Annotated in this window: 13 protein-coding genes; 5 read left to right on the forward strand and 8 right to left on the reverse strand. The window is 62.1% G+C overall.

Annotated features, from left to right (window positions below; all coding sequences use genetic code 11):
- Positions 1-149 precede the first annotated feature (149 nt).
- Both F4V60_RS10490 and F4V60_RS10495 read left to right on the forward strand, forming a co-directional pair.
- Positions 150-1664 carry an MFS transporter gene (locus tag F4V60_RS10490; RefSeq protein WP_075730532.1) on the forward strand — a complete coding sequence of 505 codons (1515 nt, stop codon included), beginning with the start codon at positions 150-152 and terminating at the stop codon, positions 1662-1664.
- Positions 1651-2211: a TetR/AcrR family transcriptional regulator gene (locus F4V60_RS10495; RefSeq protein WP_075731310.1), complete on the forward strand. Its 561-nt coding sequence runs from the start codon at positions 1651-1653 to the stop codon at positions 2209-2211. Before F4V60_RS10490 ends, F4V60_RS10495 begins: the two co-directional genes overlap by 14 nt.
- A gap of 7 nt (positions 2212-2218) precedes the next feature.
- Here the strand turns inward: F4V60_RS10495 and F4V60_RS10500 are convergent, their stop codons facing one another.
- The 5 genes from F4V60_RS10500 to F4V60_RS10520 form a co-directional block, all read right to left on the reverse strand.
- Positions 2219-3355 carry a cysteine desulfurase family protein gene (locus F4V60_RS10500; protein WP_174775531.1) on the reverse strand — a complete coding sequence of 379 codons (1137 nt, stop codon included), beginning with the start codon at positions 3353-3355 and terminating at the stop codon, positions 2219-2221.
- A complete protein-coding gene (nadC, locus tag F4V60_RS10505; protein ID WP_075730533.1) occupies positions 3352-4194 on the reverse strand; it encodes a carboxylating nicotinate-nucleotide diphosphorylase in 843 nt (280 codons plus the stop codon). Before nadC ends, F4V60_RS10500 begins: the two co-directional genes overlap by 4 nt.
- Complete coding sequence (locus tag F4V60_RS10510; RefSeq protein ID WP_075730534.1) at positions 4110-5867, reverse strand: L-aspartate oxidase; 1758 nt, start codon at positions 5865-5867, stop codon at positions 4110-4112. The genes nadC and F4V60_RS10510 overlap by 85 nt, the downstream gene beginning before the upstream one ends.
- A complete protein-coding gene (nadA, locus tag F4V60_RS10515) occupies positions 5864-7105 on the reverse strand; it encodes a quinolinate synthase NadA (protein ID WP_075730535.1) in 1242 nt (413 codons plus the stop codon). The genes F4V60_RS10510 and nadA overlap by 4 nt, the downstream gene beginning before the upstream one ends.
- A gap of 105 nt (positions 7106-7210) precedes the next feature.
- The gene (locus F4V60_RS10520; protein ID WP_075730536.1) at positions 7211-7954 is read right to left on the reverse strand and encodes an NUDIX hydrolase; all 744 of its coding nucleotides are present in this window, start codon (positions 7952-7954) and stop codon (positions 7211-7213) included.
- Positions 7955-8451: 497 nt separating this feature from the next.
- Here F4V60_RS10520 and F4V60_RS10525 point away from each other — a divergent pair, with 497 nt between their 5' ends.
- From F4V60_RS10525 to F4V60_RS10535, 3 genes are all read left to right on the forward strand, one after another.
- Complete coding sequence (locus F4V60_RS10525) at positions 8452-9228, forward strand: acetoin reductase (RefSeq protein ID WP_075730537.1); 777 nt, start codon at positions 8452-8454, stop codon at positions 9226-9228.
- A 230-nt stretch (positions 9229-9458) separates the two neighbouring features.
- The gene (locus F4V60_RS10530; protein WP_255312474.1) at positions 9459-10475 is read left to right on the forward strand and encodes an FUSC family protein; all 1017 of its coding nucleotides are present in this window, start codon (positions 9459-9461) and stop codon (positions 10473-10475) included.
- Between the two features lie 89 nt (positions 10476-10564).
- Entirely contained in the window at positions 10565-11956 is a 1392-nt protein-coding gene (locus tag F4V60_RS10535; protein WP_075730539.1) for an NAD-dependent succinate-semialdehyde dehydrogenase, read from the forward strand.
- 85 nt (positions 11957-12041) lie between these two features.
- On the opposite strand, the gene F4V60_RS10540 is transcribed toward F4V60_RS10535, so the two are convergent.
- From F4V60_RS10540 to F4V60_RS10550, 3 genes are all read right to left on the reverse strand, one after another.
- Complete coding sequence (locus F4V60_RS10540; protein ID WP_075730540.1) at positions 12042-13970, reverse strand: hypothetical protein; 1929 nt, start codon at positions 13968-13970, stop codon at positions 12042-12044.
- A gap of 306 nt (positions 13971-14276) precedes the next feature.
- Positions 14277-15680, reverse strand: a complete 1404-nt coding sequence (gene lpdA / locus F4V60_RS10545) for a dihydrolipoyl dehydrogenase (protein ID WP_075730541.1) — start codon at positions 15678-15680, stop codon at positions 14277-14279.
- Between the two features lie 12 nt (positions 15681-15692).
- A complete protein-coding gene (locus F4V60_RS10550) occupies positions 15693-17267 on the reverse strand; it encodes a dihydrolipoamide acetyltransferase family protein (protein WP_075730542.1) in 1575 nt (524 codons plus the stop codon).

Raw genomic sequence — 17267 nt, forward strand, 5'->3', positions numbered from 1 at the left:
AAAGTCTCTTTCTCCTACTAGTGTCCTCACAAAGTTGCGGAGATGCCACTCAAGTACTCAATTCTCACACGCCACCCCACATGTGAGCTTGCATACAAGCCGGATCCTTGGGTTGAAACAATAGCGAACGTTCGTTACAGTTTCACTTCATGACCAGAGTCCACACCACCACCCATCGAGCGGCCCGGCGCGCCTATACCTCGCAGTCAACGCCGCTGCACAGGTGGACCTTCTTCGCGGTAATCTCCCTGGGCCTTTTGATGATCGGTCTGGATAATTCCATCCTCTACACCGCCCTGCCGGTGCTGACCCACGAGCTCCACACCACGGATACGCAGCAGCTGTGGATCATCAACGCCTATCCCCTCATGCTCGCCGGGCTCCTGCTGGGCACTGGCACGCTCGGGGACCGCGTGGGCCACCGCCGCATGTTTACTATCGGGCTCATCCTCTTCGGCTTCGCCTCCCTCGCCGCAGCCCTAGCTCCCACCGCCTGGGCGCTGGTGGCAGCACGCGCCTTCCTCGGCCTGGGCGCAGCCACGATGATGCCGGCCACGCTGGCACTCATCCGCCTCACATTCGAAGACGAGATTGAGCGCAATACCGCCATCGGCATCTGGGGCTCGGTGGCCGTCGTCGGCGCGGCCGCAGGGCCCACCGTGGGCGGGTTCTTGCTCGAGCACTTCTGGTGGGGCTCGGTATTCCTCATCAACGTGCCCATTGTCATCGGCGCCCTGGCGCTTACGCTCGCCCTGGCCCCGCCCAATATTCCCAACCCCGCCAAGCACTGGGACCTGGCCTCCTCGCTCTACGCGCTAGTGACGCTGGCTAGCCTCATCACCGCCATCAAGTCCGCGGCCAGCACCCATCGCTCGGCGCTGCTCATCGGCGTAACCGCCGCGGTTTTCGTGCTGGGTGCGAGCCTATTTGTGCGCCGCCAAGCGCGCCTTTCGGATCCCCTCTTAACCTTTGACATCTTCCGCTCCCCCATCTTCAGCGGCGGCGTCATCGCCGCGGGCGGCGCCATGTTCGGCATGGCCGGGTTAGAGATGATGACCACCCAGAAGCTGCAGTTGGTGGATTCCATGTCGCCCTTGCACGCGGGCCTGTCTATCTCCGTGGTCGCGCTCGCCGCCCTGCCAATGTCCGCGCTCGGTGGCTCCATTCTCCACCGCGTGGGCTTCCTCCCCCTTATCAGCGGCGGCTTCGCCTGCATGGCGCTGGGCATCGGCGGCGCCGTCTGGGCCGCGCAGCAGGATCACTTTGCCCTCTTCCTCGCCGGCCTGGCTGGCGCCGGGATGGGTGCCGGCTTGACGATGTCGGTTTCCTCCACCGCCATCATCGGCGCAGCGCCCATCCACCGCACCGGAATGGCAGCCGGCGTGGAGGAAGTCTCCTATGAGTTCGGAACCCTGCTCTCCATCGCGATTACCGGTTCCCTTCTCCCCGTGTTCTTCCATTCCGGCTTGCCTGCGGAGCTCAAGGAGCTGGGTATAGAGGCGTTGCGCTCGCCCCACACGCACGACATCGCGGCGCTTGCCTATAACGACGCCTATACGACTATCCTTAAAGGTCTAGCCGTACTCATGGTCGTGCTGGTCGCCATCACCGCCTGGTGCTTCCGGCACAACCCCAAGTCAGGAGGCAATGGTGCCGCGCATTAGCAAGAAGACCACCGCGCTAGAGGCCGCCCTAGAGATAATGGAGAAGGACGGCGTCTCCGCGGTGACCTATGACTCCCTGGCGCAGGCCACGGGCATGTCCAAGTCGGGCCTTATCTATCACTTCCCCACCCGCCACGATCTTCTGGTGGACTGCCACCGCTATTGTGCCGCCCGGTGGGAAGAAGAGCTCGTGGACATCGCCGGCGCACCCGCCAGCGCTCTTGATCTGCGCCAGCGCCAACGCGCACTGGTTATTTCCATGGGCAAGAATGATCCCGTCATTGAACTGCTCATGAGCATCCACTCCCAGCAGCACCCGGACTATTCCGCGCCCTGGGACGAGGTTGATAGCCGCTGGATGCCGGACCCCGGTGCCGAGAGCGACGGCGACGAGGACTTCGCGCGCATCGCCATCACGGTGCTGAGCACCGGCTTATGGGTCCACGATCACATCACCAGCCGCAATCTCTCCGCTCATAACCGTGAGCTACTCACCCGTCGCATCTTGGATTACATCGATTCCGGGGGCGCGAGCCCGCTCATTTAAGGCTCTATTAGCACGGACCCCCGGCAACACATTCACGGGCAACGATCTCCACGATCCGATCCACTTCGGCGGGAGGGAGCGGTTCCGGCAGAGTGAAGCGAACGGCACTTCTCGCGGTATCGGCATCGAAACCGCAGGCCAGCAGCACCGGCGAGGGCTCTGTGGATCCGGCCGCGCAGGCCGAACCGGAGGACACGGCAAAGCCAGCCACGTCCAAAGCAACAAGAATGGCCTCACCACTGATGCCGGGAAAGACAAAGGAGGCGTGCCCGGGCAAACGCTCACTGCGGTGTCCGGTCAGCTGCGCGCGCGGAACCTGTTCCACAATCCCGGCGATGAGCCTTTCCCGCGAGTGCACTAAGGCCTGAGCTCGGGTGCCGATTCCTTCCTTCTGCAGCGCCGCGACGGCGGCCCCGAAGCCAGCGATGCCGGCAACATTGAGCGTGCCGGATCGCAGCCCCTGCTCCTGACCCCCTCCATGCATCTGTGGCGACACCGCTACTCCGCGGCGCACAATCAGCGCCCCCACGCCCTGCGGGCCGCCAAACTTATGGGAGGCCAAGGCCATCGCCGCAATCCCAGCCCCCGGCCCCGGCCAGGCACCGGCGGCCAGGCTCACGGGAAGGGCCGGGGCAGCTTGTACGGCGTCAACCAAAAGCGGCACCCCGGCAACCTGCGGCAGCTTTTGGACGGTGCCCACCTCGGAGTTGGCCAGGGCCATGGCCACCAGCGCCGTATCCGGGGCCAGCGGCTGCGAACACACTCGCCCCGCCGCATCGACGTCCCAGTAGTCCACCTTAAAGCCGTGCATCTTTTCTAGGTAGCGGCAGGTTTCCAGGATGGAGGGATGCTCAATTCGGGTGGTGACCAACCGGCGCCCGCGCGGGTTCGCCAGCGCAATCCCCGCCACCGCCAGGTTATTAGCCTCGGTTCCCCCGGAGGTGAAAATCACCTCGGAGGTATCCACCCCACAGGCCTGCGCCACCTGCGTGCGAGCGTTTTCCACCACCGCGTGGGCACGCTGCCCATAGGAGTGAACGCTGGCGGGGTTGCCGGGGAAGGCATCATAGACCTCCAGCATCGTCGCGCGCGCCTCCGGCCGCAGAGGAGCGCTGGCCGCCGCATCGAGATAACGCGAAATCATCGCGCATCCAACCCGAGATCCAGTGCCCGCACGGAATGGGTGAGCGCCCCGACGGAGATAATATCCACGCCGGTGGCCGCGATCTCCCCGACGGTGGAAAGGCTGACCCCACCGCTAGCTTCGACCACGCAGCGCCCAGCGATGAGTTCGACGGCCGCGCGCAAATCCTCCAGGGTGAAGTTATCGAGAAGGATGCCGGTGGGCCCACCCGCCACGACGTCTGGAACCTGTTCCAAACTATCGACCTCGACTATAAAGGCGGTGGTGTGCCCCGCACGCGCGCGCACGCGCCGCAGCGCCGCAGTGGTATCACCTTCAAGGGCGGCCAGGTGATTGTCTTTGATCATGATCGCATCTGAGAGCCCAAAGCGATGGTTGCTACCACCCCCGCAGGCCACCGCATGCTTGTCGAAGGCGCGCAGCCCCGGCGCCGTCTTCCGAGTATCGGCGATGCGAGCGGCAGAACCTATGGCTGCCACCGCCTGCACATAATGCGCGGTTTCGGTGGCAATACCACTCATGCGCTGGCTGAAGTTCAAAGCAGTGCGCTCGGCGGTGAGTATTCCCCGAGCCGGGCCCGCCACCCTTGCTAGGACTGCGCCGGCGGAAAAGGCCTTCCCATCTGCCGCCAGCTCCGTGACGCTAATGCGCGGATCCACTTGGGTGAAGGCCTCACGCAGCACCTGCCCGCCGGCGAAGACGCCCCCCTCGCGAGCGCGCATCTCGGTGCGCAGCTGCGCACGCGAATCCACCACTAGCTCTGCGCTGATATCGCCCCAGGGCGCGTCTTCCTCCAAGGCGCGGGCGACGGTGGTGCGGATGAGGGCTGGGGTGAGCATGTGTTGATCTCCTTGATGGAAAAAGCGGTCCGGCGCGCGAGCGCGGGATCGTTAAGCGGGTAGTCGAGGCGCTGATGAGCCCCGCGTGATTCCGTGCGGGCCTCCGCGCCCGCGGCGATGAGCATGGCAATGATGCCCGCATCGCTGCCAGCGGCCAGCGGAGAAGTGACAGCAGATAACGCGGCAGATGGAGCAACAGTAGTGACAACAGAAGCAGCAACGTTGTGGGCCATGGCGATTCCGGAAGCCTCACGCGTTATGCCCAGGTGCGTGCCCACCGCCGCACGCACGGACTCCAGGGCTGCGCCGCCCACTCCATTTACATCCCCAGAAACAGCGGTACCAGGGGAACCAGAGTGAGAAGAAGCGCTTTCAGAATCCGCCTCGGGGATAGTGAGCGCTTCGAGGATTTCTAGCTTTTGGAACCCTTGGCCGCGGTGAACCCAGGGCCGGCCCAAGGCCGCTGCGGCTCGGGCGCCAAAGACCAAGCCCTCCAGCAGCGAGTTGGAGGCTAGGCGGTTGGCGCCATGTACTCCGGTGGATGCTGCCTCGCCCACGGCAAAAAGCCCCGGGATGCTGGTGCGCCCGTCTAGGTCTGTCGCGATGCCACCCATCGAGTAATGCGCGGCCGGGGCCACCGCGATGGGCTCGCGCTGCCAGTCCAGGCCGCGCTCCTTGGTAGCGGCAGTAATCTGCGGGAAGCGGGTAGCCAGGGACTCTATCCCCGTGGCGTCAAGGAATACGTGCGTTCGCCCGCCCTCGCGGAGGACTTGGTCGATGGCGCGCGAGACAACGTCACGCGGGGCCAGCTCGGCGCGCTCATCAAAGCGAGGCATGAAGCGTCTGCCCCCGGCATCACGCAGCACCGCACCTGCCCCACGCACCGCCTCGGAGATCAGGAAACCGCGCTCCCCGGTCTGGGCAGGATCAAGACCCGCCCGCGCCGGATCAAGACCCGCAGGCGCCGGATCAAGAACAGTGGGGTGAAATTGCACGAACTCCATATCGGCTATCAGCGCCCCGGCGCGCGCAGCCAGCGCTATGCCACTGCCCCGGGTGGCCGGGTGGTTGGAGCTGCGCGGATATAGGGCCCCATAGCCTCCGGTAGCGATGATGACCGCATCCGCGGCAAGGATCGTGCCATCATCAAGCTGCACCCCGGCGATGACACCATCGCGCAGGATGAGGCGGCGGGCCTCGTGCCCCTCACGCAGCTCCAGGCGTCCGGCGGCAATCATCCTCGTGGCGCGCTCAACCAGGTGGGCATGAAGCACTGCCCCGCTGCGATCCCCGCCGCAGTGCACGATACGGTGGCAGCCGTGGGCGGCCTCGAGGCCGAGTGTGAGCGCGCCCGCAGCATCGCGGTCGACGGCGAGCCCCTGCTTCACCAACCGGGTAACTACGCCCACCCCATCGAAGGTCAGCTGCGTGGCGGCCTCCACGTCAACGAGGCTGTGACCAGCGGCCAGCGTATCGTGCAAATGCGCCGCGGGACTATCCGTGGCGGCCAGCGCGCAGGCGATACCGCCTTGGGCTAGCGGCGAACTGCCGCGTGTTGCCTCACCCGAAAAGACCGGGGTGATAAGTGTAAGCCCATCAGCACTAGCCCCATCAAGTGCGGCAAGCGCGCAGCTTAATCCGGCCACGCCGGAGCCGATGATAACTGCATTCATGGCCGGGCCTCCAGCATCCGCTCGAGAGCAACTCTGGCAGCGGCGGCCACGGATTCCTTCACGGTCACCCGGTTCGGAGTCCGGCCCTCCAGCAGGGACTCCAGCGTCCATGCCAGATAAGCGGGGTGGATGCGATACATCGTGGAACAGGGGCAGACCACCGGGTCAAGGCAGAAGATGGTGCGATCCGGGTACTGGGCCTGCAGCCGGTTGACCAGGTTGATCTCAGTGCCGATGGCGATGGTGTCCCCTGGCGTGGAGGCCGCCACCTGCTTGCGAATGTAATCGGTGGAACCGGCGCCATCGGCGGCGCGCACCACCGGAGCCGGGCACTCTGGATGGACTATCACCCGCACTCCCGGAAACTCCCGGCGGGCGCGCTCGATCTGGGCCACGCTAAAGCGTCGATGCACAGAGCAAAAACCGTTCCACAGGATCACCCGGGAATCTTGCAGCTGCTCAGGGGTATTTCCTCCCAGCTTCTTCCCGGGGCGCCACAGCGGCATCTGCTCCTCACCGATCCCCATATCGTGCGCTGTGTTACGCCCGAGGTGCTGATCGGGAAAGAATGCCACGCGGCGACCCCGGGCAAAGGCCCATTCCAGCACCGTCGCCGCATTAGAAGAGGTACACACTATCCCTCCATTGCGACCACAGAAGGCCTTGATATCGGCCGCGGAATTCATATAGGTCACCGGAATAGGCGGCTCCTCAAGGATCTCACTCAGCTCAGTAAAGCACTGCTCCACCTGGGCAAGGGTGGCCATATCGGCCATGGAACAGCCCGCGGCCAAGTTGGGCAGGATGACCGCTTGCTCAGGGCGGGAGAGTATATCTGCCGTCTCCGCCATGAAGTGCACTCCGCAGAATACGAAGGCCTCGGCCTGCGGATAACGTCGGGCTGCCTGAGCCAACATGAAGGAGTCTCCCACATCATCGGCATGAATAATGACCTCGTCGCGCTGATAGAAGTGTCCAAGGATTCGCACGCGATTCCCCAAGGCCTTCTTCGCGGCCATGATCCGCGCCCGCAGCTCCTCCTCGCTCGCCTCCGTATAGGCTGCGGGCAGTGGCTGTTGCCGCGGGATGGCTAAGGGCACCGGATCCTGGGCCGAGGCCCCCGGCCCGTAACCCGCGCCCGGATCACTATCGACGGACCACGGCTGGCGCTCCAACTTGCTATCGCAGCTGCCCTCCTCGGCGGCGGTGATTGCTATCAATTCGGCGACACTGTACATGGTGGATACTCCGTATCTTCTAAACCTTCAAAGCCCTTAAATCTCTGCGTTCTCTTTGGCGCTGATTACTATGTAGCGGCGATAACCGTGCAGCGGTCTTAGCTACTATTCCCGCAACCGATACAAGGTGGCCGGGCGGTGCTTCGCCCCCGTCTCGGTTTGCCCCGTGTCCACTAAGTAGCCCTGCGCCAGGGTCTGTCTGCGGAAGTTGGCCGGATCGACTCGGTGGCCAAGGATCGCCTCATGGACACCGCGCAGCTGGGCCAGGGTAAAGACTGGGCCTAGGAAGCGATGTGCCACAGTGGCGTAGCCGGTCTTCATGCGCAGGCGCCAGAGGGCATAGTCCACAATGTCGGCGTGATCAAAGGCCAGCTCTGGCAGGTTATCGGCGGAAAACCACTCGACATTATCCACCGGCCCGACCGCCGGTTGGGCCAGTTCGTGCCGCCCGTACTGGGCCCAGTAGGCGATGGTAACTAGGCGCTGCGCATTCCCGGAACGCTCCACCCCACCGAAGGAGTAGAGCTGCTCCAGGTAGGCGGGTCCGCGTCCCACCGTGGAAAGCAGGGTCCGCTCGGCGGCGCCACTTAAGGTCTCGTCGAAGCGCAGTGGCCCACCCGGCAGGGCCCATACCCCGGAAAAGGGCGGGCGCAGGCGGCGTACCAGTGGCAGCCACAACGTGGTCCCAGACTCACCAGATTCACCGGTCTCACCCTGCCCAACTGACAGCTCCGCCACCCGGGCCTCGGCGGGCGGACGTAGCGCAAAAGCCACCGCCGAAACCGCTACCAGTGGAGGCAGGGTGCGGCGCTCGGTGGCGCTGAAGGCGGAATAATCCACGGCTTTCATTCCTTTACTACCGGCGCTTCCCGTATGCCACGAGAGGCACTCGGCCTTTATCCTGCACTTTTAGTTAGTGTCAGATTGACTTTAACTAAGCGTACAGCATCCCCGCTCAGCAGAAAAGACACTCACACACCGCGATTCCGTGGAGGCGCGCAGAAAGCGCCGATAGCGCACCAGCCGCCTGCGGGCGCGAAAACCGCCACCCCGAGCACGAATGAGTTTCGTCACCATAAACCCTGTGTGAAACCCACCCCACGCCCTGGCTCAACTAGCCCCAACACCACAGTCCCGCCGCCCAGAAAACTCAATGAAGTGCACGGAGTAGCGCGGCCAAGCACTCCTCATCTTCGTCCACGCGGGAGAGCCCCAATGTCCGCCTGCAGCCCGCACTACCCTAAACCGGGGCCAAAGGAAAGGACTCCTAATTAGAGCAAGGCTCTACTATGGAAGCGTAAAAAGTCCATAGACCACTCAATGATCATCAAAGAAAGAGGAATACAGTGTCAAAGGTAGCTCTAGTCACAGGTGCAGCACAGGGAATCGGCCGCGGAATCGCCACCAAGCTGGCCAATGACGGTTTCGACATCGCCATCGCCGACCTTGGCTTCCAGGAGGAGACCGCCGCCGAGACCATCAAGGCCGTTGAAGCAGCTGGCCAGAAGGCAATCTTCATCGCCCTCGATGTCTCCAAGAAGGAGAACTTCGACGCCGCTGTAGACGAGGCCGCAGACAAGCTCGGCAGCTTCGACGTACTGGTCAATAACGCAGGCATCGCGCAGATTAAGCCCCTGCTTGACGTGACCGAGGAAGACCTCAACAAGATCTTCGCCATCAACGTCAACTCCGTCGTATTCGGCATCCAAGCCGCCGTGCGCAAGTTTGACGAGCTCGAGGTTAAGGGCAAGATTGTCAACGCCGCCTCCATCGCGGCCATTAAGGGCTTCCCCATCCTGGGCGCCTACTCCACCAGCAAGTTCGCCGTCCGCGGCCTCACCCAGGTTGCCGCCCAGGAGCTCGCGCCCAAGGGCCACACCGTCAACGCTTATGCTCCCGGCATTGTGGGCACCGGCATGTGGGATCTTATCGATGAAGAGCTCAGCAAGATCAACGGCAAGCCTAAGGGCGAGAACTTCGATGAGCAGGTCGGCGGCATCGCTTTGGGCCGCACCTCTGAGCCCGAGGATGTAGCCGGCGTGGTCTCATTCCTCGCCTCCGAGAACTCCAACTACGTCACCGGCCAGGTCATCTTGGTTGATGGCGGCATGCTCTACAACTAAGCCTTCGAGCCCAGGGATCCCAGTGAGCCTGTGAACCCAAAGCCACAAGGTTGAGAGCCTTAGGCAACGTGAAGAAGTTCTGAGAATATCTCCCGCGGCCGGGGCACGGGCGGAGGTGAGTCTGAACCCTGCGGGGTCGAGACTCACCTCCGCTTTTTCGATCTGCCACACTGGAAAAGTATGTCTCCCGCTTTGCCCGCCACGAGTTTCGAATCCTACTGGTACAGATTATAAAATCGGTATTTGCAGCCACGTTGGCGTGGTGGTTGTCTACCACCTACTTGCACACTGACTTCCCCTTCCTGGCTCCGTGGACCGCGTTGCTGTCCATTCATCCCACCACCTACCGCACGCTGACCCGCGCAGCGCAAACCCTCATCGCCACAATCTTAGGGATAGCAGTGACCTATTCCGTGGCGGCAGTCTTTGATACTGCGGTGTGGACCTACGCCTTGGCGCTCCTGATCGGACTGCTCCTCGCACGTCTGCGCTGGATCCGGGAGGAAGGAATTACCGTAGCCACGATGGCAATCTTCCTGCTCAGCGACGGCTTTAGTGATGACAGCTCACAATTGGCCGACCGAGTGCTGGAGATTGTCGTCGGTGTGGCCGTGGGGTGCGCGGTCAACCTTCTTATCTTCCCACCTTTCCGCGATCAGCAGGCCACCTGGCTGACCGGCGCCACCCTGCAACACTTCGGGGAGATCCTGCGTGGCATCGGCGAGAGCCAGCCGGCGCGCTGGAGCGCCGAAGATATCCAAGACTGGCTGCGCACGACGACTGAGCTCAGCAATAAGCTCACCCATGCCTGGTCCCAGGTGAACTTCGCCCGGGAGTCGCGGCGCATCAACCCGCGGCGCCTAACCATAGGCGAGGTATCTGAGGAGGAATGGGAGGAAGCACTACGCCGCACTTTCACTGGGCTCTCGCACCTTCAGATACTCATTAGCGCCCTTGCCGAATTCTCCCCTCAAGACACGCCACGCAACAGAACCGACACCAGCACCGAGAGCGAGCATCTCTTCCTCGCAAGCTGGCTGGAGATCGCCCGGCGGGCCGGCCAAGCTTTGGAGGCTCCCGATTCCCGCGCCTTTGGCAGCGCGGATCTGCGCCGACAGTTGGCGAATCTGCGCCACGAATCCTCCTCACGTGAGGATTTTTCTTCTGCGCCTTGGCCTTTGTATGGAGCCCTACTTAACAGCCTTGAGCAGGTGCTTAGCCTTATCGATATCCGCTACCCCCAGTAGTGGTACCTCACCCTTATTGCCCAAAATAAAATGGGCGTACTATAAGAATTTAGCAACATTAGTATTTCGAAATTCGAGGAGAGTATTTCATGGCTTATCGCACTACCAACCCCTACACCGGCGAGGTTGTCAAGGAGTTTGAAACGGCCACGACCGAGCAGATCGAGGCCGCCATCGCCGGCGCCCACGAGGCCTTCCTTTCGTGGCGCGAGACTCCGCTCACCGAGCGCGCGGCCCTGCTCCAGCGCGCCGCTGATGAGCTGCGCGCGAACTCCCACGAGTACGCCTCCATCCTCACTCTCGAGATGGGCAAGCTCATCGGCGAGGCCGAGGCTGAGGTCGAGCTCTCCGCTAAGATCCTGGAGTACTACGCCAAGTTCGGCGCCTCCCACCTGGCACCGCGCTACCTTCCCGCTGAGGGCTTCGGCGATACCGATGTCGCCTTGGTCAATGATCCCCTCGGCGTTCTCTACGCCGTTGAACCCTGGAACTTCCCCTTCTACCAGGTCGTGCGCATCTCCGCCCCGCAGCTGATGGCGGGCAACACCATCGTGCTCAAGCATGCCTCCAACGTCCCGCAGTCCGCCCTGGCCATGGCGGAAATGTACAAGCGCGCCGGCGCACCTGAGGGCCTACTCAACAACGTCTTCGCCTCCCACGACGCCTCCGAGACCATCCTGGCTGACCCGCGCGTACGCGGCGTTGCCCTCACCGGCTCTGAGGGCGCCGGCGCTGCCATCTCCTCCACCGCCGCCAAGAACCTCAAGAAGTCCACCCTGGAGCTCGGCGGTGCTGATGCCTTCGTCGTGCTTGACGACGCCGATGTGGCAAAGGCCGCCAAGTGGGCCGCCTTCGGCCGTCACTGGAACGCCGGCCAGGTTTGCGTTTCCTCCAAGCGCCTCATTGTTGATGACTCCGTCTACGACGAGTTCCTCGAGGCCTACCGCGGCCACGTAGCAGCATTCAAGGCTGGCGATCCTTTCGACGCCTCCACCACCCTTGCCCCGCTGTCCTCGCAGCAGGCCGCCGATGATCTCGCCGCCCAGGTTGAGAAGGCACGCGCCGACGGCGCCACCGTTGAGGAAATCGGCGCCCCCGTCCCTGAGCAGGGTGCATTCTTCCGCCCCACGCTCATCAGTGACATCGCCGCCGGTTCTGAAACCGCTCACACCGAGTTCTTCGGCCCCGTCACACAGATCTACCGTGCCCACGGCGTTGAGGACGCAATCATCATTGCTAACGACACCCCTTACGGCCTCGGCGGCTCTGTATTCTCCAAGGACATCGCCCGCGCCCAAGCAGTGGCCCGCCGCATCGACACCGGCATGGTGTTTATCAACCAGCCCACCGGTGTCAAGGCCGACGTCCCCTTCGGCGGCGTCAAGAACTCCGGCTTTGGCCACGAGCTCATCGACCTCGGCATCCTCGAGTTTGTCAACCAGAAGGTCGTCGTTGTCTCCGACATCGACGGTTCTTTCTAGGATCTAGCTCTTTCTCTATCTCCCTCCCTAACCCCCGTCGCACCGAGAGACCGGCTCGACGGGGGTTTACCCCTATCAATCGCCACTATTCCACCGGCACGTGAATGGTGTACCTGATTCCGTGTTCGGTGAGATAATCAAACATCTCAGGGGAGCCACCAAGCTGCCCCGAGTGCACGCTCGGGTAAAAATGCCAGTGGGATCCCTCGATGCCCCCTGCCGCTATCAGCGCCGCATCGGTATCGATGCGGGCCTTCACCGCATCATTCAGGCCAACATAGCCCACATTTGCTTCGTATAACACGCCGTCAGCAAGAACATCCGCAGCGCGCCGGCTGTTTGCGCACTCCTCGCCACAGGCAGCAGAGGAAACTCGGACCCCGGCCTCAATTTTTGCTCTAGCCTTGTCTAAGTCCTCTCCCGACAACTGCCCCCACGTTGTCCCGGATATGGCACCGAAGAACTTCTTTACTGACCTCCACCAGGACTTCTCGCGGCTTTCTATCACGTCCCCAATAAGCCGCTTTTTAGCGCTTTCACGGTCGGCGAGAAACGCGGAAGCCTCTCCGCTGTGGTGCGCCTCTTGCTCCATCGCAACTCCCAGAGCATCAAGGTCAATGCGGCCACTACTTTGTAGATGAAGCATTCCTTCTCCGGAAGCACCCTCTTTAAGGTAGTCATCCCAGCTCTTCCACACTTTGCCCGAGACAGCAATTCTAGAGTCTTCCGGTATCATCCCAGACGTCGAAACGAATCTGCCAGCAACTGCGCGGAGCTCTGGATGCTGCTTAATAAATGCCTCTAGTTTCTCCAGATACTCCTTGAGATTAAAGCCTGCTTTAATTATTTTCTTAGCAATTCCCACAGGGGTCAGCGGGAAAAATACACTCAGTAAATTCCTTCCGCTCCTCCGCAGAACTAGATCTATGATGCCTTCAATAATCTCACGAGCTTTGAAAATTAGTGACCCATTGCTTAACACAAGGGAGGAAAGTTGGCCCATCGTTGAAGTAACTTCTTCGCCACCATCTTTGCCATCCGCTCCCGACCAAAAACTTTTTACATACTCCCCAGCATCAAGACTGTGCTCGAAAAACAGTGGATCGAGGCCCTCGGATTCTCGGTTCTCCTCCTCGAACTTGTCATCCCTGCCATCCGCATCTGTATCAACGAGGAAAGGGCTAGTTCCAATGACGGTGACCTCGCGTCCATCCTCAAGACCATCACCATCGGTATCAACCTCATAAGGTTTGGCGCCTGAATTGAACTCATCCAAGTCAGTTAAACCGTCACCGTCCGAATCCACCACGGTGGGATCGGAAAAGCCATAGTATGCGGGCTTCGCATTTGGCTGGGCATCCGAATCCTCTAAGGAACTTGCGGCCTCTTCGCCGTCGAAAAGCAAGTCCCCATCAGTGTCTGACAAGAGTGGGTCGGTATAAAAGAGCTTGCCCGCTCGGACCGACTTCCAGCCATTGACTTCTACACGATCATCGAGCCCATCATCATCTGAATCCCGCTCCTGCGGATTCGATACAACAGCGTAGATCCCTCCGGACACGGTTCTCCCGATTTCGATAGAATCATCGAGTCCGTCCTCGTCAGTATCGACTTTCAGCGGACTACTGTTGTAGCGCCGGCCTTGCTCATCCGACCACCCACGAAGCTCCAGGAAGTCGTTGAGGCCATCTCCGTCTGAGTCAGCTTTAAGCGGGTCAGCCACGCCGGAATAGACCACGCTCGTTCCTTGATCAGGCAAGCGCTCGCCTGCCTCTTCGCCATCACTAAGACCGTCACCATCAGTATCGCTGTTACTAGCATCTGTGATGAAGCGCTCCCCGCGCGCTCCAATCCATCCGGCGACCTCCGTTTCATCAGCGATGCCGTCTCCATCACTATCAACAACGCCGGGGTCACTGGCAGACTCCAGCGACCGGGGAACAACCACCAAAGCTCCGACCAAAACAAGCGTGAGAAGAACTACCACGCCTGCAGCCCAGTAACGCTTATGCATTAGTGCGCCACTGCCAGACTCTGCCGCTGGTAACCGGGCCTCATGTTTGCTCATCCAGAACCCTCAGCAGCTTTCTCGATCAGTAGTATTCAGGGAATTCAGAGAAAGATAACCATTTTCACAGCTAAATGCAATATTATTCCTTTGTCTTTACCCCAGGGGAGAAGAATTCTTAGACCGTGAACTGTCTAGTTGTCGAGCAGCATTCGATGAAGGCAACTGAATAACGAAAAGCACAGGCCTCGCATCACGCGCTGCCTGTGTTTCGGTTTCCTCAGCCTAAGAATCCCCGCCCGAGTTGTCTTATTACTGATTCAAAGGCTTACCCAACGCATCGAGGGCGGCCTCCTGGATCGCCTCGGACAACGTCGGGTGCGCGAATACTACGTGCCCGATATCCTCGGCGGTGCCTTCGAGCTCACGGAGCACGCCGAAGCTGGGCAGGAGTTCGGTGACTCCGGGGCCTACCAGGTGTGCGCCGAGGAGCTCGCCGGTGGTGTCGTCGAAGACGGCCTTAACCATTCCCTCGGCTGCCTCCATGCCGATGGCGCGGCCGTTGGCGGCGAAGGACATACGCCCAACAGAAATGCTGTGACCAGACTTCTTGGCCAGCTCGCGGGCGGCAGCCTCGGTATAACCAAGGCTGGCTACCTCCGGGCGGGTATAGGTGGCGCCGGGGATCCAGTTGCGGTCCACTGCTTCAGCACCAGCCACGCCGGCCAGGTGCTCAACGGTGGCCACTGCTTCGTGCGCCGCCTTATGCGCCAGGCAGGGTGGTCCAGACACATCGCCGATGGCATAGATGCCGGCGACGTTGGTCTTTCCCCACTCGTCGACGGCGATGAAGCCACCACGCTCAGTGCGTGCCACGCCGAGTGCCTCCAAGCCGAGGTCTTCGACGTTGGGTACCACGCCCGCGGCCAGAAGCAGCCGGTCGGCGCGGAGTTCGGTGCGGGTACCGTCGCCTTCGACAAGCGTGGCGGAAACACCCGTGCCATCGCTGACAACATCCTCCAAGTGGGAGCCGGTATGAACGGCGATCCCGCGCTTGGTGAAAGCCTTGCGGACAACCCCAGAGATATCCGGATCCTCAACGGGCAGGTTGTGCTCAGCCAACTCCACCAGGGTGACCTCGGCTCCGAAGTCGCGGTACATGCTCGCGAACTCGGAGCCGATGGCGCCTGAGCCCACGATGAGCAGGTGCCCGGGAACCTCGTCGGGGATAAGAGCCTGGGTACTAGTCCAGATGCGATCCCCATCGGGAACGATTCCGGGCAGGGCCCGAGGGCGCGCGCCGGTGGCCACGATGATGTGGTCGGCATCGATTGTCTCGCCATCCACGGTAACCTTGCCCTTAGCCGTGAGGGTAGCGGTGCCCACGAGGTGATCCACGTGATTCTTCTTGAGCAACCCCGCGACGCCCTGCGAGAGGCGGCCAGCTACTGAGCGGCTGAAGCCGACGAGTTTTCCAATGTCGAGGCTGACCTCGCCGGTGCTAAAGCCCAGCGAAGACGAGCTCGCGATGGTGTGCGCGGTCTCCGCGCCGTGGAGCAGCGCCTTGGTGGGGATACAACCCCAGTTCAGGCACACGCCACCGAGCTCGGCCTTTTCCACCACTGCGGTTTTCAAGCCCAGCTGCCCGGCGCGAATGCCGGCGGTGTAGCCACCGGGACCTGCACCGATGATGAGAACGTCATAGTGCCTATTCATGACTACTCCTTATCAGACCAGTAGCAATTCGGGCGACTCAAGGAAACGCTTGAGTGCCGCCATGAAGCGCGCGGCGAGCGCGCCATCCACCACGCGGTGGTCGCTGGACAGGGTCAGCGCAAGGATGCTGTTCTCCACGATCTCTCCCCCAGCGCCTAGGCCAAGGCGCTTCTGTGCGGCGCCGACGGCCAGGATGGCTGCCTGCGGCGGGTTGATGATCGCGTCGAAGGAGCTCACCCCGAACATGCCCAGGTTGGAGATGGTAAACGTACCGCCCTGGAACTCATCGGGGACCAAGGTATTGGCCTTGGCCTTGGTGGCCAGTTCCTTGACCTCCGCGGAGATTTCGCGCAGCGACTTCTTGTCGGCCCCACGCACAATCGGCGTGATGAGGCCGGCGGGGGAATCGACCGCGACGGAGATGTCCGCGTGGCTGAACTCCAGAATGGTCTGGTTTGCCTCGTCGAATTGGACGTTGACACCCGGGACCTCGATAAGCGCGGCGGAGACGGCCTTGATGAGCATGTCATTGATGGACAAGTGCACGCCCGGAACCTTCTCGTTGAGAGAAGAACGCATTTCCAGCACGGCATCCAGGTTGACCTCGGAGGTCACCCTGAAGTGCGGCGAGTTGAGCTTGGAGGCCTGCAGGCGCTGGCCTATGACCTTGCGGACAGAGGACAGCGGCACGGACTCGAAATCCGGCTCCTCCAGCGCGGACACGCTAGTGCCCAGCGCCTGCGCTTCCGCCTCGAGCTTGAAGCGGCGAGCGGTGTCCTCGACGTCCTCCTTGGTCACGCGGCCATGGCGGCCGGTGGGGCGGGCGTCGAGCAGGTTGACACCCAGCTCGGCGGCGACGCGACGCGCGACCGGGGTGGCCAGCACGGTGCTATCGTCCCCAGTGGACTTGAGATGCACCTCGCCGCGCCTGGTGACGGGCTCGGGTACGGTTCCGCCTGCTGCGCGCACCGCGGAGTCAATATCTTCCACGGTCACGCGTCCCAGACGCCCGGTGCCGTCGATGCCGGAGAGGTCGATGTTCTCCTTGAGCGCTAGGCGCAGGGCGTGCGAGGTGGCACCCTCGAAGTCCTCGGGGGTGGATCCGCTCAGCGCGGCCGGGATGGAGTAGGACTGCGGCTTGGCGCTACGGCTTGCTGCGGTGGCTACTGCGGCTACGGGGGCAGGTTGGCTCGGCTGCGGGCTCGGCGCCGCTTCTTTCTTGGCCGGTGCAGGCGCCGCGGCGGCGGGCTGGGGTTCTTGGCCCCCGCCGCTCTTCGCGGCATCCTCTGCTTGGCGCTTGGCGACGAAGGCGTCAATGTCTTCCTCGCTCACATCAGGATCGGCGCTGACGCCGATGATGTCGCCCACGGGAAGCTCCTGGCCCACGTCGGCGACGATGCGCCGCAAAGTGCCGTCGAAAGGCGCCTCTAGATCGTTGGCGATCTTCGTCGATTCGACCGTGACGAGAGGATCTCCCTGCTTGAAAGAATCCCCGATGCCGATGAGCCATTCGCCGACGACGCCGGTTTCCATGGTCATCCCCCAGTTGGGGATGTCGAGTGATTGAATCTGGCTGTTCGTGGCCAT

It is taken from the genome of Corynebacterium flavescens, assembly GCF_008693105.1.
Classification (GTDB): Bacteria; Actinomycetota; Actinomycetes; order Mycobacteriales; family Mycobacteriaceae; genus Corynebacterium; species Corynebacterium flavescens.

Coding starts and splice junctions, on each gene's coding strand:
- F4V60_RS10490 (WP_075730532.1), top strand. CDS start 150: ATGACCAGAGTCCACACCACCACCCATCGAGCGGCCCGGCGCGCCTAT.
- F4V60_RS10500 (WP_174775531.1), bottom strand. CDS start 3,355: ATGATTTCGCGTTATCTCGATGCGGCGGCCAGCGCTCCTCTGCGGCCG.
- nadC (WP_075730533.1), bottom strand. CDS start 4,194: ATGCTCACCCCAGCCCTCATCCGCACCACCGTCGCCCGCGCCTTGGAG.
- F4V60_RS10510 (WP_075730534.1), bottom strand. CDS start 5,867: ATGAATGCAGTTATCATCGGCTCCGGCGTGGCCGGATTAAGCTGCGCG.
- nadA (WP_075730535.1), bottom strand. CDS start 7,105: ATGTACAGTGTCGCCGAATTGATAGCAATCACCGCCGCCGAGGAGGGC.
- F4V60_RS10520 (WP_075730536.1), bottom strand. CDS start 7,954: ATGAAAGCCGTGGATTATTCCGCCTTCAGCGCCACCGAGCGCCGCACC.
- F4V60_RS10535 (WP_075730539.1), top strand. CDS start 10,565: ATGGCTTATCGCACTACCAACCCCTACACCGGCGAGGTTGTCAAGGAG.
- F4V60_RS10540 (WP_075730540.1), bottom strand. CDS start 13,970: ATGCATAAGCGTTACTGGGCTGCAGGCGTGGTAGTTCTTCTCACGCTT.
- lpdA (WP_075730541.1), bottom strand. CDS start 15,680: ATGAATAGGCACTATGACGTTCTCATCATCGGTGCAGGTCCCGGTGGC.
- F4V60_RS10550 (WP_075730542.1), bottom strand. CDS start 17,267: ATGGCCACGAACAGCCAGATTCAATCACTCGACATCCCCAACTGGGGG.